Raw genomic sequence first — 23,792 nt, 5'->3', positions numbered from 1 at the left:
TGTTAAGAGAAGATAGAAATAAAAAAAGCACACGGGTAAATCTAAACTTAGATTTACCCGTGTGCCAATTGTAATAGATTTACTTCAGTGACTACAAACTATTGGCATTATACATACTCACCAAATTGAACTTGAGGGTATATTTCGGCGTAAGTTTTAATTTCAGTTTGACTTATTCTTCTGTAAACGTGATGTCTTTTGATTTTTGAAAGGTCATTTACTCCTGTTGCACCCATAAATTCAACAAAACTATTCACTGTTTCTGCATGAAAATTAGCTACCCTTTTCTCTTTGTCAGCTACCACCAGGCCCTTAATCAAGTGTTGTTGCTGAGTAGCTATTCCTGTTGGACAATTGTTGTTATTACATTCCAGAGCTTGAATACACCCTAGAGAAAGCATCATTCCTCTTGCACTGTAGCAAGAGTCCGCTCCTAAAGCGAATGCTCTAAACATATCAAACCCAGTCAGGATTTTACCTGACGCAAATATTTTGATTTCTTTTTTCAGGTTATACCCTCTTAATTGATCAGCAACAAAGGCCAATCCCTCTCTTAATGGCATACCAATAGAATTGGAAAATTCGAGTGGAGCAGCTCCGGTACCCCCTTCGCCACCATCTATAGTGATAAAGTCGGGTTTAATTCCTGATGTTTGCATTGCTATACACACATCAGTAAACTCCAGTTTGTTACCGACACATAATTTAAAACCAATTGGTTTACCTCCTGACAGTCTTCGGAGTTTTTTGATAAATTCCAACATTTCAGGAGGGTTAGAAAACTCTTTGTGAGCAGGTGGTGACATCACTGTAGTATGGGGTTCCAGATGTCTGATTCCAGCTATTTCTTTCGTGTTTTTTATTGCGGGTAGTATTCCTCCATGCCCGGGTTTTGCTCCTTGCGAAATTTTAATTTCAATCATTTTAACATTTTCCTGAGTAGCTTTTTCAGCGAACAGGTCATCATTGAACGAGCCATCAGAATTTCTACAGCCAAAATACCCGGTACCTATTTGCCATATCAAATCTCCTCCCGGTTCTATATGGTAAGGACTTATGGAACCTTCACCGGTATTATGGGCAAATCCACCAATTTTTGCTCCGCCATTTAATGCCAAAATAGCTCTGTTACTCAAAGCTCCGAAGCTCATGGCCGATACGTTAAGAATACTACTATTGTATGGTTTTGTACAATCAGACCCTCCTACCATCACTCTTGGGTGATTGTTTAGCTGATGATGTTCCAGCGGATTCATAGAATGATTGGCCCATTCATATCCTTCCTGATATACATCTACCTTTGTTCCAAAAGGGTTGGTTGAGAGTGCTTTTTTGGCTCTTTGATATACTATTGAGCGATACATCCTACTGATAGGGGAAGCTTCAGTTTCTGATTCGATGAAGTACTGATATATTTTCGGTCTTAAATCTTCGAGAAGGTATCTGCCCCAACCTACGACAGGGTAGTTTCTTTTGAGTGTATGTTTGGTCTGAGAAATATCACTGATTCCGAGTAAAATAATCGGAATAACTACGACCAGACTCCAAAGTATGGGAATCCAGAAAGTTGCAATGATGATTACTGCCGCAAGTGTGGTAATACTTAATATTACAAATAGTTTTCGCATGGGATTATAGTTAATTGTTAATTACGTTTGAAGATAAAAAAAAAATTATTCTCAGTGTGTAAATAGGGGATTTATTAAATGAGTAGCACTAAAATAATGTTTATTAACTTTATTTTAACTGAGATGCAACCCTAGCGGTGAAAGGATGTCTTTGGTTTAGAATTCTGATAAAACTTGGAAGCAACAAATACCGACTTACATTTTCATTGGGTGGAAAAAGCCAGAAGCAACGACCGGACTGCTCAGTATGAACTGTATAAGCTATATTCCAAAGCGATGTTAAACGTGAGTTGTAGGATTGTTAACAATGTAGAAGAGGCTGAAGATATACTGCAGGAATCTTTTGTGTCGGCATTCAAAAACCTTGACAGTTATAGAGGGGATTCTACTTTTGGATCATGGTTAAAGCGGATTGTAATTAACAATTCTCTCAATTTGTTGAGAAAGAATAAGTTTGATTTTAGTGATGTTGATGAGTATGGAGAAATAGAAGAGAATGAAGAGCATAACACACTATCTGACCTGGATGTGAATCAAATAAAATTGACTATTTCTGAGTTGCCGGATGGTTTTAGAACAGTGCTGTCCTTGTATCTACTGGAAGGGTACGACCACAGAGAAATAGCGGATATATTGGAGATATCAGAATCTACATCTAAATCTCAATACAACAGAGCAAAAAAGAAACTTCGAATAATGTTGAAAGAAAAATACGGCTATGAAAGATAGATTAGAAGAGTTTATAAAGGAAAACAGGGAAGGATTTGATGCGGAAATTCCCAGGAGTGACTTGTGGAGCAGCATAGAATCAAAGCTGGAAAAAAAAGAAAATCATTTCGATTTTAGTTGGCTGTGGAAAGTAGCTGCTTTGGTCTTTTTAGCCAGCACAATAGCCCTTTTGTTCAAAGGCAATTTAGTAGATGAAGAACCATCTGAAAATGAATTGTCTTCAAATGGTTACAATTCGGAACTTGTTGAAGTAGAGAACTACTATACACAGTTGATTTCTGATAAGAAACAGGAAATACTCTCTTATGACATTAATAACCCGGAACTACTCAATGATATCAATGGTCTGGATTCAATGTATTCTGAGCTTAAAAGCAACTTAAAAGTCAATCAGGAGGATGACAGGTTAATCAGTGCAATGATTATGAATTTGCAATTGAGGGTAGATATCCTCAACAAGCAGTTAAATATTTTGAAAAACATTAAAGAAATTGAGCGTAATGAGAAAATCAACATATAAATTATTACTTCTTGTAACTATTTTCATTCTTAGTAATCAAAGCATTGCAAAAGAAAGGGATGATGTGGAAAGGCGTAAGAAAATAGAAAAATCCTATACAGTTGGTACACAGCACATTCTCGATATTACCAACAAATTTGGAAGGGTACATGTTAACACCTGGAATAAAAGCCAGATCGATGTTAAAATTGAAGTGATAGCAAGAGGGAAGAATGAGGAAAGGGCTCAGAATATTTTAGATCAAATAGATATCAGTATCAGTGATAGTGGAAATCTTATAAAGTTTATAACTGAACTTAAGGGAAATATGAATAATAAAAATTCTGAAACCTTTGAAATCAATTATTTGGTCAATATGCCCATGTCAAATAGTTTGAAATTGAAAAACAGCTTTGGAGAGACTTATTTGGCCGATTTTTCCGGGAATTTAGATTTAGATGTTTCCTATGGAGAACTCAAAGCCGATAAATTAACTGGACAGTCAGAGGTTAAAATTTCATTCGGTGATGGAGAAATTGATCTGATGAAAAGCGGTGAACTCACTATCAAATATTCCGATGTGGAAGTAGAGGAGCTCGGTAATGTAAAATTTGAGCAGGGATATTCTGATGTATCAATTGAAAGGGCTAATTCCCTTGACCTTATCTGTAAATACGGTGATGTCAGTATTGGCGAATTGGTGAATGTTGTAGGGAGTGTAGATTTTTCAGAATTTACGGTTGATAAGTTGTACAATTCAATGGAACTGGAAACTTCATATTCGGGAGGATTTAAGGTAACTGAGGTGTCCAAGGATTTCAAGAAAATTCATCTAAAAGGAAAATTTGGTTCGTTTAAAATTGGATTTGAAAAAGGAACAAATGCTACTGTTGATGCCAGTTTGAAGTTTTGCGAGCTTAATTACTCAGGTATCGATTTAGACTTTAGCTATAAAGTAAAAGAAGATTTCAAAAGCGAATACAAAGGAAAAATGGGTAATGGCACTGGAGGTGAAATATCTGTGACCTCCAGTTATGGTGATGTGAAATTCTATCAATTTTAAATTGCCGTAGTACATAGTGTCCCTTTATCATCGGGTTTTCATATTTATCAATTGAATATTGCCAATTGCTTTCTACTCCTATATATTTATGCCTCAAAACCTAAACTCATATTATGGCATCAAGGGGCGCATTTAGCAACAAACTAGGATTTATACTTGCAGCAGCAGGATCAGCAGTTGGACTGGGAAACATCTGGAAGTTTCCTTTTGAGGTAGAAGCCGGAGGAGGTGCTGCTTTTGTAATGTTATACCTTGTTTTTTGTTTTGTACTTTGCTTTCCGGTAATGGTGACAGAAATAGCAATAGGCCGGAAAACAGAAAAGAACGCCGTAGGTGCTTTTACAGATTTGGGTTTTAAGAAATGGAAGGTTGTAGGGATGCTTGGTATTCTGGCAGGAGTAGTAATTCTGTCTTTCTACAATGTTGTGGCCGGTTGGGCTTTCGGCTATTTTATAGAGATGATTCAGGGCAATTTTGATATAGGGTCAAATTTTGGAGGATTTGTTTCTGATATAGGAAAAGTCGGGCTTTACGGTATTATTTTTATGCTGGTGACAGCTTATATAGTGTCCAGAGGGGTTTCAGGTGGAATAGAAAGAGCAGCTAAAATATTGATGCCGACACTTATCATTATGATACTTGGTTTGGTTCTGTATTCTTTCACATTGCCAAATGCAATGACAGGAGTTAAATATTATCTTGTACCAGATTTTTCTGAGTTGAACCTTAGGGTTATAGGAGGGGCATTGCGACAAGCATTTTTCTCTTTGTCTTTAGGGATGGGTGCTTTGATTACCTATGGTAGCTATTTATCTAAAAAAGAAAATATAGTCTCTTCAGCAGCCTATATTACTATGTTTGATGTAGGGATTGCTTTTATAGCTGGTTTGATGATGTTTCCATTGGTGTCTTATAATTCCGGAGGAGATATGTCAAATATACAAGGTGGGGCAGGACTTATATTCGTCACTCTTCCTCAGGTTTTTCAATCATTGGGGCCAGTGTTGGGGATCGTAGTGGGTTCATTTTTCTTTTTGTTACTTTCGTTTGCTGCGCTTACTTCTACGGTTTCTCTACTAGAGGTACCGGTTTCTTATGCGGTGGATGAGTATGGCATCAAGAGAAATAGAGCAGTGATAGTTACATCTATAATCATATTCGTTGCTGGTATTCCTTCAATGCTAGGTAATGGATATAGTGCTTTTTTCTCCAACTTTATTACTTATATAGGAGCTGAGTCTCCTACTGATTTTATGACGTTTTTTGGACACTTGGCCGATATATTATTGCTCCTTGGTGGATGTCTAATTGTGTTTTTTGCTGCACACATCTGGAAAACCAAAAACCTTAATGCTGAATTGTCAGAAGGTTATCCGGCATATGAAGGTTCTTTTGTTCAGAAGTTTCTGGATTTCACCATTAGCTATTTTTGCCCTGTTGTTCTTGGAGTATTGTTCGTACTGGTGGTGCTAAGCAATTTCTTTGGAATTTCCCTTATCAACTAGTTGATCGCTACTTCTTGATGAAATTATCTGAGTAGCCTTCCAGATAAATCATGTAATCACCTTTTTTCAATCGCCTCAGTGGAATTACTTTGCCCGAACCACTGAGAATTACATTGCCTTCAAGATCCATGATTTCATAGTCTGAATGTCTGGATAGTGTAATGATGTCCGTGACGGACTTGGGTGTAAAGGTGATAGGTTCATTGTAATGAAAAATTTCTAATTCTTTAGAATATAAAAACCTTCCGTTTGGTAGTGAATATTTGATTCGATATTTATTTCCTCCAACATCATATTCTGGAAAGTAGATATAGTCAGCTCCTTCAAAGTCACCTTTAGCCTTGATTGTGGACACTTCATCCCAATAAGAATCCGCTAATTTTTCTATTGTGTATAGTCCTTCTCTTTTGTCTCCTTTCGTGTGCCACATTATTAGTGAATCTGAAATGAAAAGCGAGTCATATTTGAATGAACTGTGGAAAAGAATGGCTTCCGGATTTACGAATCTGGGTTTGCAGGCTTCATCGTGGTAAACTCTTATCACAACCGGAGTGAAAAGATCCCATTCTTTAAAATCCAGCTTTAAGGCAGACAGCTTCAGGTCTATATTGATTTCGCGATGATTGACTTTAACAGAGTTGATGCAAAACTTACCCAATTCTTTGTTGTAGGGGTTTTTTATATACAGGCTATGTCCTTGATAAACCCCGGTAATAAGTGTTTCCTGAGCTTTAAGGCCAAGCGGATTAAAAAGGATAAAGATGAGTAAAAATTTTTTCACGTACAGGGTGGTGTTTAGTCGTTTGTCAAAAAACCTTCACATAGCATAAATAAAACTTAAATATCGCAAATTATTGTGATCATTCAAATCTAAGAGATTCGATAGGGTCTAGTTTGGAAGCTTTATGCGCAGGGAGATATCCTGACAGTAAACCAACTACCACACCAATACCGAAACCACATACGATCCAAAGCCAGGGAATAACAAAGGTGCCTGGGTTTAGAAATGTTGAAATCACATTGCCAATGACTATTCCCAGTAATATTCCGGTGACTCCTCCCAGTTGTGTAATAACGAGTGCTTCAAGGAGAAATTGTTGCCTTATATTTCGTGGAGTTGCACCGAGTGCCTTTCTCACTCCAATTTCGCGTGTCCTTTCCGTTACCGATACCAGCATTATATTCATTAACCCAATAGATGCTCCGATTAATGTAATAAAGCCAATGGTAAACCCACCAAGTCTTAAGTATCCGGTAATTTCTTCGAGTTTTTCAGCAAGAGATTGTCTTTTTCTTATGTCAAAAGAGTTGTCACTACCCGGCAAATCTTTTCTGATTGCCTTCATAAGCCCGGTAGCCTCTCCTATAGTGACATCAATTTTAGTAGGATCTTTTACTGCTACACCAATATTATAACTCAATGATCTGCCCTGAGCAATTTTTCTCCCCGTTTCCATCGGAACAATGATGGCTCTGTCTGCACTAGAGTTTCCCCCTGAGTTTCCCTGTTTCTCCAGTACCCCTATTACCTTGAATTTATTTCCTAAAAGGGAAATGGTGGTATTCAATGGATTTTCATTGCTTATGTATAGTGCATCAACTATTTCAGTTCCTATTAGGGCTACATTTGCACCGTTTTGTTGTTCAAAACCTGAAAAGTTTCGTCCCTGGTCCAGATTGTAACCTTCTACAGCCAGATAGTTGATATCTCCGCACTTTATGGGAATATTGGGATTGGTTATTTTGGAATTTCGTTTTACTTCAGCATTCCAGGTTACGGTTGAATTCACCGAGCATATACCATCAGCATCATATTCAGAAATGAATTTTTTTGCCTGAATATATACTATAGGAGGATATTTTTTTTCAGAAACTCCTTGTTTTGTACTTCGATCAACTCTTTTATCTGAAATATAAAAAGTATTAGAACCTAGCTGAGAAAAACTACTGTCTATAGAAGATTGGATTCCATCTATAGCTGTAAGAATGCTCACCAGAGATGTAATTCCAATGGCTATAATCATAGCAGTAAGTGTTGTACGGAGCTTATTGCTAACAATCGACTTAACCCCTTCTTTTATATTTTCGACATAGTTCATGAAGCATTCAAAGTTAATAGCCAATATTACGTAACCTGAAGGATAAAAGATGATCATTGATCCATTAAAATATATTATTCACGAATTTTGTTGCTTACATATCAATTTTACTATTATTCCGTTTAATTTCGAACTACTTAAAAAAAGGAGTAGAGGACAAAAGCCAAGAGGAAAAATGAAAAAGTTGTTGGTGATAATTTTCGTATGTATTTCGTTAAGCCTGAATGCTTCCAGTATTTTGATTCCTATGGACAATTCACAGTCCGACCATCTCAAGGCTTATGGGATATCTTATTGGGTGTTACAAAATGACATAGAAGTTGACTGGCTGCTAAACTACCGTGGAGGTAGTTTTATGTTCAAATACTATCAGAATTTTGAGAATGAGCTCATAATAAGAGGAGTCAGTTATCAGGTGATATCTGATGCGGAAGCCAATCAGATACTGACGGAGATATCAAGCCCTTCATCCAATATGGATGCAATGAAGCTGGAGAAAGTTCCAAAAATTGCTGTTTATTCTCCTAAAAGCAAGCAACCGTGGGATGATGCTGTGACTTTGGTTTTGACTTATGCCGAAATCCCTTATGATGTAATCTTTGATGATGAGTTGATGTATGATGAGTTGCCAAAGTACGATTGGCTTCATTTGCATCATGAGGACTTTACCGGACAATATGGACGTTTTTATCGATCATTTCAGCATTACCCATGGTATCAGCAGCAGCAGCAGGAGTATGAAGCTTCTGCCCGTAAGCATGGCTTTAGTAAGGTTTCTCACCTTAAATTGAATATAGTAAAGAAAATACAGGCGTATGTAGCCAGTGGAGGTTTTTTGTTTGCCATGTGTTCAGCCACCGATACTTACGATATTGCTTTGGCAGCCGAAGGAGTGGATATCTGCGAACCTATGTTTGATGGAGATAGAATGGATCCTCAGGCTCAGTCCAAGCTCGATTTTACCAGGACTTTTGCATTCGAAAACTTTAAGTTGGAGCTCAATCCATACATCTACGAGTTTTCAGATATTGATACAGCTCCAACGCAGAGAGGATTGACAGAACAAAACGATTATTTCTCATTGTTTGAATTCTCGGCAAAATGGGATCCGATTCCTACGATGCTTACCCAAAATCATGAACATATCATTAAAGGATTTATGGGCCAAACTACTTCTTTTAAGAATAAACTGGTAAAACCCGATGTTGTGATAATGGGAGAAACCAAGTCCATTGACGAAGCAAAATATATACATGGAGTATTTGGGAAGGGATTCTGGACATTCTATGGAGGGCATGATCCGGAGGACTACCAGCATTTTGTAAGTGAGGAACCTACCGATCTTAATTTACACCCCAATTCACCCGGATATAGATTAATCCTGAATAATATTTTATTTCCTGCTGCTAAAAAGAAAAAACAAAAAACCTGACTAATTATTATTCAGACACTTTGCAGGGGTAGTCAAACATGCATTGCTTTTTTATGGTGTCTGCCACTTTATGTGGTACAAATTTTTCCCAACCAGTATTGCCTTTCCTTATTAGAGCAAGTACATCGTCTGAAATTATTTTGAGGTTTTCCACCCTGGCATTCGGAATATCTTGTATGCAACCATTGCTATATAAATGCTCATAAAGGTGCTTGAGGTTTTCTGCAGGAGTAAAACTAGCACAGGTGTTTAGCCCTTCTCCATCTTCTTCTTTCAGGCTTGGATATACCAGCAGTTTTACATTCCCCAAAAACAGTTTTCCAAATGCCTCCAGTATTCCTCCCTTTAAATTTTTGTAATACGTTTCTTGAAATAACAATGCAAGATTGTTGATGCCTAGTATAAATGCGACCTGAGAGTTTTTGGTAAACTGATTGAGGTATGTTGAGAGTTTATAGTGCTCTGGGTAATTTGAAATTAATACCGTTTGCCCCAATGAGCAAAGTAAATCTACCCGATCAAGGAAATCAGCTTCGTCAATTTCTCCCTGAGAAGAAAGGTCGTTCAGAGTGAGTTCTGCTAATACCACAACATCTTTTTTCTCCGCCTGCGTATATTTTTTGAAATGTTTTAGACTTGTTAAGAACATATCCACTGTAACATAGGTTACTGGTCTAAACCTGCCTCTAAGCACCAAAATATTCTTTTTGTACAATGCTTCTGACGGTTGTTGAACTTTTCCGTTTTGATCAAACATAGTGGCCTGTGTCAGTCCCTGTTTTACCAGAAGAAGGCTCATAAGCCTGTTGTCCACATGATGAAAATCCGGCCCTTTCAACCTGAACATGTCTATCTCTATGCGGTCTTTACTGAAATTGTCAATAAGAGAATTAATCAGTTCCTCAGGATCGGAATAGTGATAACAACCATAAATGAGATTGACACCTACTTTGCCAAGCACCTCCTGTTGCCAAAGGGCATCATTGTCTTTTAACACCACATGAAGAATACAATCGTTGGGAGCAGTGTTAGGATGCAATTGAAATCTCAAACCGATCCATCCATGCCCGTTGTTAGTCTTTTTATAGTTGAGTGCCTCCACGGTGTTGGCATAGGCAAAGAAATTCGTTCTTTTTCCGCGAATGTGAAGCCTTTCGGATAGTAAGTGATATTCCTTGTCCAGCATTTTGTACAACTTATCCTGGCATACGTACCTTTCACTTTCACCATATATGGCATCAGAAAATGTCATGTCATAAGCCGACATAGTTTTTGCAATGCTTCCGGAAGCTGCACCTGCTTTGAAAAAATTCATGGCCACTTCCTGTCCTGCACCTATTTCAGCAAGGGTTCCGTAGATTTTCTCATTTAGATTAATGGTTAATGCTTTTTCCTTGGTGGTGAGTATCTTAAATGATGAATCCATAACTTATCAAATTTCTATACAAACGTATCACATAGTGATTTGATTTGAAAGAGTGTTGCAGCATTTAAATTATATGTACAGATAACGGACTGAAATATGGTCGATGAAAAATGCTATTTATGAATAATGAAATGAAAATGGCTTAATACAGTCAGTATAGCTACTAAATCAGATACAAAAATATTTTTTTACAGAGGTGTCACTTTTAGCATTATTTGCTTTTCTATAATCTCCAAAACTCCTATTCTTTCTGAAAGTCTTAGGATAGCCTTTATTGAAATTTATTCATTTTAGTTCGAATATTCATTTTATATTTAAAATATTGAATATGTTGCAAAGAGGTTTGGTTATTTGTATCCAAAATTATGAAAGCCGCAATAGTTTGAGTAATCTAATTATGAAGTGAACAATTCAGATCAGAGACTTATACGGAGTTTAAAAAAAGGAAAAAAGAGAGTCTTAAAATTATTGTATGATGCTCATTCAATACGTATATTCAATTTAGCCTACCGCATTACTTCAAATAGAGAAGATGCCGAAGAAGTTGTACAGGATACTTTTGTCAAACTATGGAAGTTCAGGTCGGGAATAGATACTGAAAAGAATATTTTGGGGTATATAATTGTAATAGCCAGAAACTTAGCGATAGATGTACTAAAAAGCAGGTCTAAGAGGATTGAAACTGAAAATAATGAGGGTCTTATATTACAAAAGCTAAGTGAAAACAATAATTTTTATTTTGAAGAAGCAGCCAGGCAATTTGATGCAGCCATTGCTCAATTGCCTCCAAAAAGAAGGGAAGTGTTTATTCTGAAAATACACACCAATTTGACCAATAAGGAAATAGCCTCAAAATTAAACATCTCCGAAACTATGGTTGAAAAACAAATGAGGTTGGCATCCAGCATACTAAGAGAAATCATGAACTCTGACGAATAGGTAATTTTTCATCTTTTTTTGTTCAGGGTTAGGTAAGCGGTAGTTTTTTTGGTATGTAAAAATAGAAGTGGATGTATACTTCTGTTTTGATATGAAAAAGAACAAAAGAACTTTAATTGAAAAGTACCTGGCTGGCCGATGTACGGCATTGGAAAGTAGAGAAGTTGAAAGGCTGCTGGAAACAAATGATGAGGAAGCCATTTCCTATTTAGATCAATCAGCTGCCCTTTTGGACAGTACAGAAACAATCGTAAATACAGATTTGGAGAAAATCTGGGAAAATGTTGATGCCACTATTGAAGAAGTACCTGTAAAATCAATTTTCAATTTACTTACACCTTTAAAAATTGCAGCAGCCATTTTCATAATGGTTGTGTCTTCATTTGTATTGTTCTCATTTTTTGATCAGGAGGCAAAAAATGAAGAAGCAGTTTCTACTGTAGTGAAACACACTAAACGTGGAGAAAACCTTACAGTGAGATTGCCTGATGGCACCATGGTGAGGTTAAACTCTTCATCAACGATTACTTATTCTCAGAGTCTCATTTTGGCAGACCAACGGGTAGTTGAACTACAGGGAGAAGCATTTTTTGAAGTAAAAAGAGACGAATACAGGCCGTTTATTGTGAAGACGAGAGGGGTTAATACTACAGTACTGGGTACGTCTTTTAATGTAAATGCTAAGAAAGATGATCTGGTGAAAGTAGCAGTGGTAACGGGTAAAGTGTCTGTTGAGCAAGGTCAGGAGAAGGTGGTGCTAACACCGGGTGACATGGCAATAGTAGATGAGAAGGTAGGAAAAGCAACATTTGATTTTGATGAGGAGATTGGCTGGAAAAATGGTGTGCTTGTACTCAAAGCCAATGATTTTATGGAGGTGCTGGATGATATTGAGCAATGGTACGGAGTAGATATAGAGGTGCAGGGTAAAATAGGAGAGCACGGTATAAATGTGAAGTATTCTAACGAGTCTTTAGAAGAAGTACTTGAAGGGTTGAGTTTTGCTGCCCACTTCAATTATGTAATCAACGACAAAAAAGTAAAATTAATTGTAAAATAAATAAACCAAAACACTATGAAAAGAAAAACTACAATAGACACTGGGTAAGCAATCAGAACCCGTACCAAAAAACAAACCCTGGAAAAATTGATTGGCCTTAATTTCCCCAGGGTAATGTCAAATTATTATTAACTTAAATACAAAAGTAATGTATTCTAACTATACAAAAAAGTTACTGATTATGTCTAGAAACTCCTTCTTAGTCATATTCTTTGTGTGTTTGTGTGGTACTTTGATTTTTGCCAATGATGGTAAAAGTCAGAGTTCCAGCCTAAACGACATTTCGGTGGTCATGGAAAAAAACATGACTTCTTTGAAGGGAGTGTTTGAATCAATTGAAAGGCAAACCGGTTTCGAGTTTAGCTATTTCAAGTCCACCATTAAGAATGACAGACTAAATTTAACCCTGTCTAACAAGGAAAACCTTGGCATTCTTCTCAATAAGATTTCTGAAACTTCAAAGCTAAGTTTCAAGCGTGTCAATAATAAAATCTATGTCTCGAAATATGGGAAAAAGAACAAAGTTGAGAGTGATCAGGTGAAGGTACTGGATGTTGATATATCAGGTAAGGTTACAGACGAGAATGGAGAAGGGCTTCCCGGTGCTTCAATCGTGGTAAAGGGGACAGCACTGGGTACAACCACGGATCTGGATGGAAACTATAAACTTTCGCTTTCTGAGGGAGAGATAGTGGTAATATCTTTCGTAGGATATATGACTCAGGAAATTGAAATTGGTTCAAGAAGTGAAATAAACGTCCAAATGTATCCAGATTCCAGACAACTTGAAGAGCTTGTTGTTGTGGGATATGGTTTGCAAAAGAAAGCTAATCTTACAGGAGCAGTTACTAATGTAGGAGGTTCTGAACTTATGAAACGCCCAACGCCCAATGTTGAAAACCTCTTACAAGGAAAGGTAGCAGGACTTCAAGTCACACAAGGAGGAGGTACTCCTGGTGACGATGGGGCTCAGCTCCGTATTCGTGGACTCGGAACATTCAGCAATGTTGGTAGCAGCCCTCTAGTTTTAATTGATGGTATTCTAGGGAATATGTCTGATTTGGATCCTAACAATGTAGAATCAGTCTCTGTCTTGAAAGATGCAGCATCAGCTGCTATATATGGAGCAAGGGCTGCAAACGGGGTAATCCTTATCACCACGAAAAAAGGTAAAAACCAACCTGTGTCAGTTGAGTATCACGTCAACTTTCAAGCCCAAAAAGCTACATCTTTACCTGATCTTGTGACCAATTCTGCCGATTATATGGAATTATGGAATGAGGCAAATACAAGAGCTGGTCTTACGCCATATTTTCCTCAAGCAGACATAGATGCGTATAGGAATAATCCGAATGATCCCATAAACTACCCCAATTATGACTGGGCAGATCACTTATACAGTACAGCAATTGCTCAAAATCATAATATAAGTGTCAGTGGTGGAAATGAGAATACATCTTATAATTTATCTGTTGGTTATTTAGATCAACCAGGGATATTGCCTCTTTTTGATTTTAAACGATACAACTTTCTTTTGTCTCTTGAAACAAAAGTAAATGATTGGATTACTATAGGAGCCAATATCCAAGGTGTTAAAAAAGATAAGGTTAGAGATATTCAGAGTGGATTTAATGAGGCCTATTTTGTCATGCATACTTTTGCACCGGGTCCCAATTATACTCCGACTATGACCTTGCCAGACGGCTCTACCGGATATGTGGCTAGGTATAGCAATAATATTGCCGAATGGACAGTACGAAACCCGTACGCTATGTTGGCTGCAGGATCACGAATTTCACAAAGTAACAGCACAAGGTCACAAATTTATTCCAATGTTAATATAACAAAGGATCTGACATGGAGTACCAAGGCAGCTGCTAATATCGACCAAGAATTTATCAAGAATCATGAGCATGCTGTAGATAACTATTACTTTAATGATGGCTCCTATGCACATAACAATGGCGTGTGGCATTTAGGCGTAATTGATGATATGAGTACTTACCTTTTGACCACTTTGTATTCAACAATGAATTACAATAAAGTTTTTAACTCAGATCATACCATTAGTGTATTGGGTGGGTATAATCAGGAGTCTGCTCAAAACAGGTCTTTGGGGGGATCCAGGATAACCTTTCCAACTGATAACCTTGTTGAACTCAATGCAGGTGCTGCTGATGGACAAAGTACAAGAGGTACAGCTTCCGAATGGGCAATTCAGTCCTTTTTTGGTAGGTTGTCTTATGATTACAAAGCGAAATATTTGTTTGAAGCCAATGTTCGATATGACGGTACATCCAGAATTGCACCGGATACACGTTGGGGATTGTTCCCATCATTATCTGCCGGATGGAGAATTTCTGAAGAATCATTTTTGGAAAATGTGAGTTGGTTAGACAATTTGAAATTCAGAGGTTCCTGGGGGAAATTGGGCAATCAAAATGTAGGAACATACCCTTATCAAAATGTTTTGTCAAATAGCTCATATCCCTTTGGATCCAATTTAGAAGCAGGAGTTAATTTAAACAGACTCGTAGATCAGTCTTTACAATGGGAGACAACAACTATGACAGATTTTGGATTGGATGCCAGCATTAAAAATGGACTGTTCACATTCACTGTTGATTGGTATAACAAAATAACGGATGGTATCTTATATCAGGTTCCGGTACCTGCAAGTGTTGGGTTATCAGCTCCAACAGTTAATGGAGGGAAAATGAAAAATACAGGTTGGGATTTTGAGTTGGGACACAACCATAAAATAGGAGAGCTAAGCTATAATGTTAGTTTCAATTTATCAACCTTCAAAAACGAAGTATTAAGTATTTTAAGTCCTACTTTGGGTACATATACTGTTCAGGAGGGACTTCCTTATAATTCTTTGTTTATGGTCGAATGGATAGGGATTTTTCAAACTCAGGCTGAAATTGATGAAGGACCTCTGCATCCATATAATCCAAAGCCTGGAGATTTAAAATTTAAAGATCAGAATGGTGATAATGTGATTAATTCTGAAGACCGTAAAGTAATTGATGGGGCTTTTCCTGACTTTTATTATGGCGGTAGTATTAATGTTTCTTGGCGGAATTTTGATGTTTCAGCATTTTTTCAGGGAGTTCAGGGAGTTAAGAATTATGTAGTCAACTGGGGATTGACACCATTTGTCCAAGGGGCTGCACCCACACAGGAATTGGCTGATAACAGATGGACTGGTGCGGGTTCTACCAATGAATATCCTGCCATTTATCGGGCTGGTTATAATCCTGTTATGGGCACTACATCTACTTTTCTTCTGCAAGATGCTTCTTATCTGAGATTGAAAAACCTACGAATTGGATATAATATACCTACTGAAATAGTTGAAAAGATTGGGTTAAAGAATGCTCAGGTATATTTTTCAGGTGACAATCTATTAACATTTACCAAGTATCCCGGTTTGGATCCTGAAAGAATTGGTGGGGGCTCTTTTAGTGTTTTCCCACAACTTAAGACTTTGGCGTTCGGATTAAAGGTAAAACTCTAAAAATATTGAATTATGAAATATCTAATAAATAATATTAAAATTTTCTTTATTGCGATTTTTGCTATTTGTGTAAGTTCTTGTTCAGATTTTCTGGATAAGAACCCTCTTGATCAAATATCAAGTGAAACTTTTTGGCGAAACGAAAAGGAAGTAGATATGGCTTTGGCTGGAGTGTACAATAGACTAAACAGCTGGACATTTAGACATAAGGATGGGTCTTTGGACGTAATGGCAGGCGATGCTTATGGAACGGTAATCAATTTGGCACAAGGCCTTATTGAACCCACATCTGGCAGTATAATTAATACAATTTATAATGACTGCTATAGAGGAATTAGCTCATGCAATTTTTTTCTTGATAATGTGGAAAATGCACCATTGGATCCTGAAAGGATAGACGTGTATAAGGCAGAAGTGTATTTTTTAAGAGCATTGTTTTATTTTACACTCACAGAGTTTTATGGAGGGGTACCTTTATATGATCATTCGGTAACCATCGATGAGGCTATCGTGAAACAAAGTTCGAAGGAAACGGTAATAGCTCAAGTAATTAGTGACTTGGATTTTGCTATTGACCATCTTGATAATATTTCATATTCTGATGGACATGCAGTTAAAGGTTCCGCATTGACACTAAAAGCGAAGGTATTACTTCATCAAGGAAAATGGCAAGAGGCTGCTGATGTTGCAGATGAGGTAATTCAGGATAAAATATTTACACTTCATGATGATTTTCGTACATTATTTTTAGCTAGTGGTCAAAATGACAATCCTGAGATTATTTTTTCAACTCGGTTCCTAACTCCTAATTTTACAAGCGATCTGGATATTCGTTTTTCATGGCATGGAGTTCTTAACCCATTGCAGCAACTGGTTGATGCTTACGAATGTACCGACGGACTTCCTATTACATCTTCCCCCTTGTATGATCCTTCTGATTGGAAACTTAATCGTGATCCCCGACTTATAATGACGATAAAGGAATATGGTGAAACAGCTATTAATTCTGCAGGTGAAGAGGTGGTCTTTAACTATAATAATGTTTCTGGAACTCTTTACAATCCTGTTAAATATTGTAATTGGGATGCACTGCCCATTGATTACAGTACACAGAGTGAACAAGACTGGATACACCTCCGGTATGCGGATGTTTTATTGATGTATGCAGAAGCTAAAAATGAAGTTTCTGGTCCTGACCAATCTGTGTATGACGCTGTAAACGAAGTGCGTACCAGAACAGGTGTGGATATGCCAGAGTTACCTTTGGGATTAAACAAAGATGAAATGAGAGAACGAATTAGAAATGAGAGAAGGGTTGAATTTGCCCTGGAGGGAATTCGATATAGTGATGTAAAGAGGTGGAAAACCATAGAGGATTACGTTCCAACGATTCAGGATCCGGGAGGGGTAATGCGTATGTTTGACCCTAGTAAGCATTATTTATTTCCATTTCCTCAGAGTGAAAGGGATATTAATCCACTTTTGGATCAGAATCCAAATTATACTCAATAACAATGTGCCCGTTATATCAATAATGTAATAAAAAAATAGGAGGTCAGTATCTGACCTCCTATTTTTTTATTACGCCTAAGCGGTCTGTCCTATCAAAATACAGCCAATTAACTTCGAATTATTTCAAAGGTTTAACCATAATGTCTTTATAAAAAACAACACTTCCCGGATCGTGCGCCTGCAAGGCAAAGGTTCCCTCTGAAATCAATCTATGTGGATGATTTCCTTCTCGTTTTGGGTTCTCCGGTTCTGTATAATCTACGACTACAATATCATTTATTTTAATGATAACTCTTTTTCCCTCAACCTTGACATACTCCGTGTACCAAACATTGTCTCCTACATAGGTTTCTTTTACATCAACTATATCATATAAGCTACCAGTGCGTTTCCAATCCCCCTGTGTATTGTTTACCTGAACTTCATAGCCCATTGATGGCCATCCATCCTCCTGGTACTTTGTATGAAAATAAATTCCTGAATTGGCACTGGGTTTGGTCATAACTGTAGCTTTAAATTCGAAATTTTTAAACTCATGATTTTCTACATCGCCCATATAAAACAAATGTGCCTTAGGTCCGGCAACCTTAATAGTGCCATTTTCTACTGAAAAAGAAGCCGCATTTTCACCAACTTTCCAACCGTCTAAATTCTTGCCGTTAAACAATTGAATCCAGCCCTTATTTTCTTTTTGAGCAGAGGCAGTTGTTAAAACTCCCAAACTCAACACAAGCACTATTAAGCATTTTATTTTCATGGTATTATTTTTTAGTTTCAAATTTAGTAATGCTAACATATAAAAAATGACTTAGAATCAACCTACCAAATACATAAGTTATCCGGATTTCTTAGGATAAAGTATTTCATGTCCAAATATCTTTATTTTACAGGATTTCTTTGATACCAGAAGTCAACTATTCTGCTTTGTTGATATGATTTAGCTAATAGTGGTTGTTGAGTAATTCCTTTACTCTCGACTTTTTATTTTCTATTCTATTTATTATTCCTTAATTTGTCCGTAACAAATCACATCAAATGGAAGCATTTCAGGGCAATAAGGAACTACTCGGACGTATTGCATTAAAGGACGATGAACAGGCTTTTACTGTTTTTTTTGATCGATATCATACGAAGCTTATTCAGTTTGCTCTTCTTTTTGTTCCTCAAATTGATCAGGCAGAGGACGTTGTATCCAATGTATTGATACGCTTGATTAAGAACGCCAATAAAGTATTTGAAATGGATAATCTGGAAGGTTATCTTTTTATGTCAGTAAAAAATGAGTCCATCAATTTTATCAAAAAAGAGAACAAACACAAAATGAATATTTCCGATATCGACACGGATTTTTTCTCACATGAGTTTGTAGATCCGATGGAGAAGTTGATCGAAAAGGAGCTTCGGGCATTGATAAGTCATACCATTGAAGGTTTGCCCCTCAAACGCAAGATGGTTTACAAACTAATCAAAGATGAAGGCATGAAGTATCAGGAAGTGGCTGAGTTGATGAATATTTCCAAAAGGACGGTGGAAGTACATCTTAAATTGGCAGTGAAAGAGTTGAGAGCTACTGTTCGCAAATACTTATCTGAGAACGAAGACAAGCCCGGCTATATGGATGTGGTTAAAACCCTCTATGCAGTTTTGCTTGTAGGTTGATTTTTTAAAAGAATATCACTGATCTTAAATTTATTGAGGTGTGATTTAACTATTGATTATCAATGAGTTAATTAGAGTCTGTCTATAAAGTACTATCCACGCTTTACTAAGCTTTTAAAGATTGGTAAAGCTGTTAAAACAGTAAGCTTTAAGAATCCTGAAAGGCTTCTCAAAGCACATTATAGACAGACTCTAGTGTTTAAGGGATTATGTTTTTCATCTTCAGGAAAAAATAAAAAAAACTACATTTTCCATTACGTATTTTTTTCGTGGCTTTTGTTTTTATAGTTGAAGTTCAAAATGACTATGAATAATTACCACGATTTAGATGACATAATAAGCAAGAAACTTTCAGAAGGCTTATCTGAAAAGGAGCAGGCTGTATTTGAAAGTTGGCTTGAGGGCTCATCTGAAAACAAAAAGGAATTCGAATACTTATCAAAAATTTGGAAAGAAAAATCCAGAGAGCCCAAATTAATTAATTCAGAACTCAAAGCCAGAAATATCTGGGATCAGGCTAAAAATGGTTCGAAGGGTACTTTCGAAAAAGATACTCCAATAAATTTTTATCGATATTTCAAAATCGCTGCAATGATAGTGGTTGTGTTGGGCATTGCTTTTTTTACTTATCGGTTTAGTGTACCAAACCAGCAAAAGACAGTAGAAATAGCAAGCGATGAAATTGTGAGGAGTAGCAGTCCATCGGGGAGCAAAACGCGTGTGGCCTTGCCCGATGGATCCATAGCATGGCTCAATTCAGATAGCTATGTAGAGTTTCCGAGAAACTTCACTAACGATGCAAGGATCGTTGATTTGGTAGGAGAGGCCTACTTTGAAGTGAGAAAAGACAGTCTGAGGCCTTTTACAGTACGGAGTTTTGGAGCTAACACAACTGCTCTTGGTACCTCCTTTAATATTTCGGCTTTTCCGGAAAATGAAATTGTAGATGTTCACCTTATTACTGGTAAGGTGTTGGTGAATAATGTAGTGTTGAGACCGGGAGAAGGGGCTTCTTTTGACAGGAAAAATGAATTTATCAAAGTTTCACAAATAGATACAGATCAGGTGTTGGGCTGGAAGGATGGCATCTTGCTATTTGATGGAGACAATTTTCAAACCTTTATAAAGAAACTCGAGAGGTGGTATGGATTGGATATTACCGTAAATGGAAAGCCGAACAAGACCTGGTCGGTAAAAGGAAGATTTGAAAAAGAATACTTAACCAATGTGCTACAGGCCGTGGGTTTTAACAAGGCATTTACCTACAAACTGGATGATAAAAAACTGGAAATCAATTTCTAATCAAAACCAAATATATATGAGAAAGGAAAAATACCAGACAAAATAAAAAGCTGCGACAAGTGAGACGGCCACAGCTTTTATGAATGTTAATTTATTTACGACTAACAAACACTTAAAATTATGAAAAAAAAGTATTTACGCATAATTAGGATGACATTATTCTATTCAACACTATCGATTTGTCTTCAATGCATTTTTCTTCAAATACTCATTGCCGGAGATTTAAAATCTCAATCTGCAAAAAGTGTGAAGCAGGTTTACCTTGAAGTAGAGTTTGAAGATGCCCAATTATTGGAAGTTTTCAGGGAAGTGGAAAACAAAACCGAATACAAGTTCTTTTTTGATAAAAAGGATGATTTCTTGAATAAAAAATTCAACTTAAAAAGAGGAACGTTGACAGTTGAAAACCTGCTTTTAGCGGTGGCCAAAGAATCAGATGTTAAATTCAGACAGGTCAATAACAATATCAGCGTATTTGGTAAGGGCAGAGAACAGGATTCTATTCTGGAAGTAGAAATAATGGCAGATGTTGAAGTATCAGGAACCATCACAGATGAAAATGGTGCAGGACTACCAGGTGCTTCTGTAATAGAAAAAGGTACCACTAATGGAACTACTACTGATTTGGAAGGTAATTATAGACTTAGCCTCTCTGATGATGCTACTCTTGTAGTTTCTTTTGTAGGGTATAAAACTTCAGAGATTATACTTGGGGGCAGGTCAACTGTTGATGTACAAATGGAACTTGATTCGGAGCAGTTGGAGGAGATAGTGGTGGTGGGATATGGTACTGCCAAAAAGAAAGATTTGACAGGAGCTATTGCTAGTGTGGATTTGGATAAAACCAGAACTATTCCTAACACAAATGCAGTTCAAAGTTTACGAGGAACCATTGCAGGTGTTACGGTTACTGACAATGGAAGACCCGGATCGGATGCTTCTATCCAGATTAGAGGAAGAAATTCCATTACTGCAAGCAATGCTCCTCTCATTGTTTTGGATGGAATTATTTACGCCGGAGGCAGATTGTCCGATATCAATCCTGGAGATATCGAATCTATACATATTTTAAAAGATGCAAGTTCTACAGCAATTTATGGGTCGTTAGCGGCTAATGGTGTCATTGAGATTACTACTAAGAAAGGTAGCACAGATAAGCCAACCATTTCCCTGAATACCTACTATGGATCATCTGATTACGCCCATATTCCTGATTACCTCAATGCAGAGGAGTATCTGGCTGCCAGAAAAGATGCTGAAATTGCAGATGGAGGAGCTGTACCTTTCCAACCTATAGAACTAGAGAATATCGCTGCTGGAAAGACAATTGAGCCTTTTGAAGAGATAAAACAAAATGCACCTATGTTTAATGGTGAATTAAGTGTGTCAGGTAGAACAGAAGATATTAAATACTACATGTCTGGTTCGTATGCCAATACCAAGTCTCCGGTTATGGGAGATAATTTCAGTAGGCTATCCGGACGTTTGAATCTGGATGCTGCTGTTACTGATTGGTTGGCAATTGGATTAAATACGGGTTATACATCAAGGGACAATTCTGGCAACAGAGCTAATTTGGCTCATGCTAGTTGGCTGAGTCCTTATGCAAGTTTATATTATGATGATGGAGTGCCAAGAAAACAACCTCAGGATCTTGGTCTTGTTAGTAATCCGTTATATGCAACGCTTTGGAATCAAAATGAAAGTAAGCAAAAAACATTATTCGTCAATACTTATGCAGATGTACAACTACCACTAAAAGGACTGTCCTATCGTTTAAACGTAGGATACACGCAAAGAAATGATATAGAATTTAACTACAGCCCTTCTTATAACAGGGATGAGTTTTTTAATTTGGGTAGTGGAAATAAAAACCACTATGAAGCCAGAAACCTTACTTTGGAAAACATTCTGAAGTATTCAAAGTTCTTGGGACATCATGAAATCAATGCTACTTTGATGTATGGTATATACGAGCTTCATGATGAAAGTTCATATTTGAGTAGTAACAATGTTTTCAATGATGCATTGGGCTGGAATGCGCTGGAAATTGGGGAAAATTTCAACATCAACACCGGGGCTGGAGAAAGCCAGCAAGTATCAAGTATGGGCAGAATTGGATATCGTTACAAGGGCAAATACATTTTTGATGTCAGCTTGAGAAGAGATGGTTATTCAGCTTTTGGAGAGGGAAATAAATATGGAATTTTTCCTGCAGTAGGAGCAAGTTGGAACCTGATCGATGAAGACTTTATGGCCGGAGTTGAACTTATTGATAATTTAAAATTACGTGTGTCATGGGGTAAAAATGGTAACAGGGGGGTAGGCCGTTATTCATCTTTGAGCAATGTGAACAGTACCAAATATACTTTTGGAGATGGGACAGCTGCTACGGTTGGGTTGTATCCAACTTCTTTTGCCAACCCTAATTTAGGATGGGAAACAACTACCAGTACAAATATAGGTATTGACTTTGGAATATTTTCTTCCCGTATAAGCGGTTCGATAGAATACTATCGAAGTAATACAAGTAATTTGCTTTTAAGTCAAAAGATTCCAAACACCAATGGATTTGAAACTTTTTTGAGAAATATAGGAGGTACTTCCAACCGAGGAGTGGAACTTAGCCTTAACTTTACTAACATTCAGACTGGGGAGTTTACATGGAGTTCTAATGTGGCCTTTACCATGAATAGGAATAAAATTCAAAAGTTGACTGGAAATGATCTGGATGAAGATGGTATAGAAGATGATGATATAGCAAGTAAGTGGTTTATTGGCGAGCCTTTGGGTTCTAACTTTGATTATGTTTTTGATGGTATATATCAAGAGGGGAATGACTTTTCTGCTATACCGGGTACTCAGGCTGGCCATATCAAATTCAAGGACATTGACAATGACGGGGTGATTACTCCTGACGACAGGCAGGTGATCCATTCCGATCAGCCTAGCTTTACTATGGGGATTACTAATAGTCTCAGTTACAAGGGTTTCAACCTGATGGCAGTACTGAATATAAGACAAGGAGGCTATAGTGCTAATTCAGCAATTAACCCCGGAACCAATTTTTATGATCTGGCTAATATTTTTGATTTGCCCTATTGGACTCCAGACAATCCAATAAATACTCATGCTGCAATTAATTATAAAAACCCTCTTGGATATGGTTTTTATCAAAGCAGAAGTTTTGTACGCTTGCAAGATGTGTCATTGAGTTATTCTATTCCAAGTATCATAGTTGAAAAGGCGAGTTTAGGAAGTGTACAAGTATATGTAAGTGGAAAAAATCTGGCTACCTGGACCGATTGGATTGGTTGGGATCCTGAACATGGAGCAGGTGGTCTTGACCCGGGAAATAATGGGCCACTGATGAAAACATATACTATTGGTGTAAACATTCAATTCTAAAATCTAAA

17 protein-coding genes are annotated in these 23,792 nt (G+C 37.2%); 12 read left to right on the top strand and 5 right to left on the bottom strand.

What is annotated here, in order from left to right:
- Positions 1-107: 107 nt before the first annotated feature.
- Entirely contained in the window at positions 108-1,628 is a 1,521-nt protein-coding gene (locus AAOP42_RS06485; RefSeq protein WP_349527661.1) for an FMN-binding glutamate synthase family protein, read from the bottom strand.
- Positions 1,629-1,802: 174 nt separating this feature from the next.
- Between AAOP42_RS06485 and AAOP42_RS06480 the strand changes: the two genes are divergently transcribed.
- The 4 genes from AAOP42_RS06480 (at position 1,803) to AAOP42_RS06465 (ending at position 5,424) form a co-directional block, all read left to right on the top strand.
- Complete coding sequence (locus tag AAOP42_RS06480; protein WP_349527660.1) at positions 1,803-2,357, top strand: RNA polymerase sigma factor; 555 nt, start codon at positions 1,803-1,805, stop codon at positions 2,355-2,357.
- Complete coding sequence (locus AAOP42_RS06475; RefSeq protein WP_349527659.1) at positions 2,347-2,877, top strand: hypothetical protein; 531 nt, start codon at positions 2,347-2,349, stop codon at positions 2,875-2,877. Before AAOP42_RS06480 ends, AAOP42_RS06475 begins: the two co-directional genes overlap by 11 nt.
- Positions 2,858-3,919 (top strand): DUF4097 family beta strand repeat-containing protein, encoded by a 1,062-nt coding sequence (locus tag AAOP42_RS06470; RefSeq protein ID WP_349527658.1) that lies wholly within the window; start codon positions 2,858-2,860, stop codon positions 3,917-3,919. Before AAOP42_RS06475 ends, AAOP42_RS06470 begins: the two co-directional genes overlap by 20 nt.
- Before the next feature lie 113 nt (positions 3,920-4,032).
- The gene (locus AAOP42_RS06465) at positions 4,033-5,424 is read left to right on the top strand and encodes a sodium-dependent transporter (RefSeq protein ID WP_349527657.1); all 1,392 of its coding nucleotides are present in this window, start codon (positions 4,033-4,035) and stop codon (positions 5,422-5,424) included.
- Positions 5,425-5,431: 7 nt separating this feature from the next.
- Here AAOP42_RS06465 and AAOP42_RS06460 read toward each other — a convergent pair whose 3' ends face one another.
- Complete coding sequence (locus AAOP42_RS06460) at positions 5,432-6,205, bottom strand: hypothetical protein (protein ID WP_349527656.1); 774 nt, start codon at positions 6,203-6,205, stop codon at positions 5,432-5,434.
- 79 nt (positions 6,206-6,284) lie between these two features.
- The gene (locus AAOP42_RS06455; RefSeq protein ID WP_349527655.1) at positions 6,285-7,523 is read right to left on the bottom strand and encodes an ABC transporter permease; all 1,239 of its coding nucleotides are present in this window, start codon (positions 7,521-7,523) and stop codon (positions 6,285-6,287) included.
- 175 nt (positions 7,524-7,698) lie between these two features.
- On the opposite strand from AAOP42_RS06455, the gene AAOP42_RS06450 reads away from it, so the two are divergent.
- Positions 7,699-8,955 carry an asparagine synthetase B gene (locus tag AAOP42_RS06450; protein WP_349527654.1) on the top strand — a complete coding sequence of 419 codons (1,257 nt, stop codon included), beginning with the start codon at positions 7,699-7,701 and terminating at the stop codon, positions 8,953-8,955.
- Positions 8,956-8,962: 7 nt separating this feature from the next.
- On the opposite strand, the gene AAOP42_RS06445 is transcribed toward AAOP42_RS06450, so the two are convergent.
- On the bottom strand, positions 8,963-10,381 hold the full coding sequence (locus AAOP42_RS06445) for a TonB-dependent receptor (RefSeq protein ID WP_349527653.1): 1,419 nt from the start codon (positions 10,379-10,381) through the stop codon (positions 8,963-8,965).
- Between the two features lie 402 nt (positions 10,382-10,783).
- On the opposite strand from AAOP42_RS06445, the gene AAOP42_RS06440 reads away from it, so the two are divergent.
- From AAOP42_RS06440 to AAOP42_RS06425, 4 genes are all read left to right on the top strand, one after another.
- Positions 10,784-11,320, top strand: coding sequence for an RNA polymerase sigma factor (locus tag AAOP42_RS06440; protein ID WP_349527652.1), 537 nt, complete (start codon positions 10,784-10,786; stop codon positions 11,318-11,320).
- Between the two features lie 91 nt (positions 11,321-11,411).
- Complete coding sequence (locus AAOP42_RS06435) at positions 11,412-12,380, top strand: FecR family protein (RefSeq protein ID WP_349527651.1); 969 nt, start codon at positions 11,412-11,414, stop codon at positions 12,378-12,380.
- A 181-nt stretch (positions 12,381-12,561) separates the two neighbouring features.
- On the top strand, positions 12,562-15,903 hold the full coding sequence (locus AAOP42_RS06430; RefSeq protein ID WP_349527650.1) for a SusC/RagA family TonB-linked outer membrane protein: 3,342 nt from the start codon (positions 12,562-12,564) through the stop codon (positions 15,901-15,903).
- 12 nt (positions 15,904-15,915) lie between these two features.
- Positions 15,916-17,415, top strand: coding sequence for a RagB/SusD family nutrient uptake outer membrane protein (locus AAOP42_RS06425; protein ID WP_349527649.1), 1,500 nt, complete (start codon positions 15,916-15,918; stop codon positions 17,413-17,415).
- Between the two features lie 118 nt (positions 17,416-17,533).
- On the opposite strand, the gene AAOP42_RS06420 is transcribed toward AAOP42_RS06425, so the two are convergent.
- Positions 17,534-18,172, bottom strand: a complete 639-nt coding sequence (locus AAOP42_RS06420; protein WP_349527648.1) for a 3-keto-disaccharide hydrolase — start codon at positions 18,170-18,172, stop codon at positions 17,534-17,536.
- Positions 18,173-18,450: 278 nt separating this feature from the next.
- On the opposite strand from AAOP42_RS06420, the gene AAOP42_RS06415 reads away from it, so the two are divergent.
- The 3 genes from AAOP42_RS06415 (at position 18,451) to AAOP42_RS06405 (ending at position 23,784) form a co-directional block, all read left to right on the top strand.
- Positions 18,451-19,074 (top strand): RNA polymerase sigma-70 factor, encoded by a 624-nt coding sequence (locus AAOP42_RS06415; RefSeq protein ID WP_349527647.1) that lies wholly within the window; start codon positions 18,451-18,453, stop codon positions 19,072-19,074.
- Positions 19,075-19,380: 306 nt separating this feature from the next.
- Positions 19,381-20,376 carry a FecR family protein gene (locus tag AAOP42_RS06410; RefSeq protein WP_349527646.1) on the top strand — a complete coding sequence of 332 codons (996 nt, stop codon included), beginning with the start codon at positions 19,381-19,383 and terminating at the stop codon, positions 20,374-20,376.
- Positions 20,377-20,496: 120 nt separating this feature from the next.
- Complete coding sequence (locus AAOP42_RS06405) at positions 20,497-23,784, top strand: SusC/RagA family TonB-linked outer membrane protein (protein WP_349527645.1); 3,288 nt, start codon at positions 20,497-20,499, stop codon at positions 23,782-23,784.
- Positions 23,785-23,792 lie beyond the last annotated feature (8 nt).

The sequence above is a fragment of the Reichenbachiella sp. MALMAid0571 genome, assembly GCF_040151475.1.
GTDB lineage: Bacteria > Bacteroidota > Bacteroidia > Cytophagales > Cyclobacteriaceae > CAXBNB01.
Note: the sequence above shows the minus strand (reverse complement) of the source record. Positions and strands in the feature narration are given on the sequence as shown.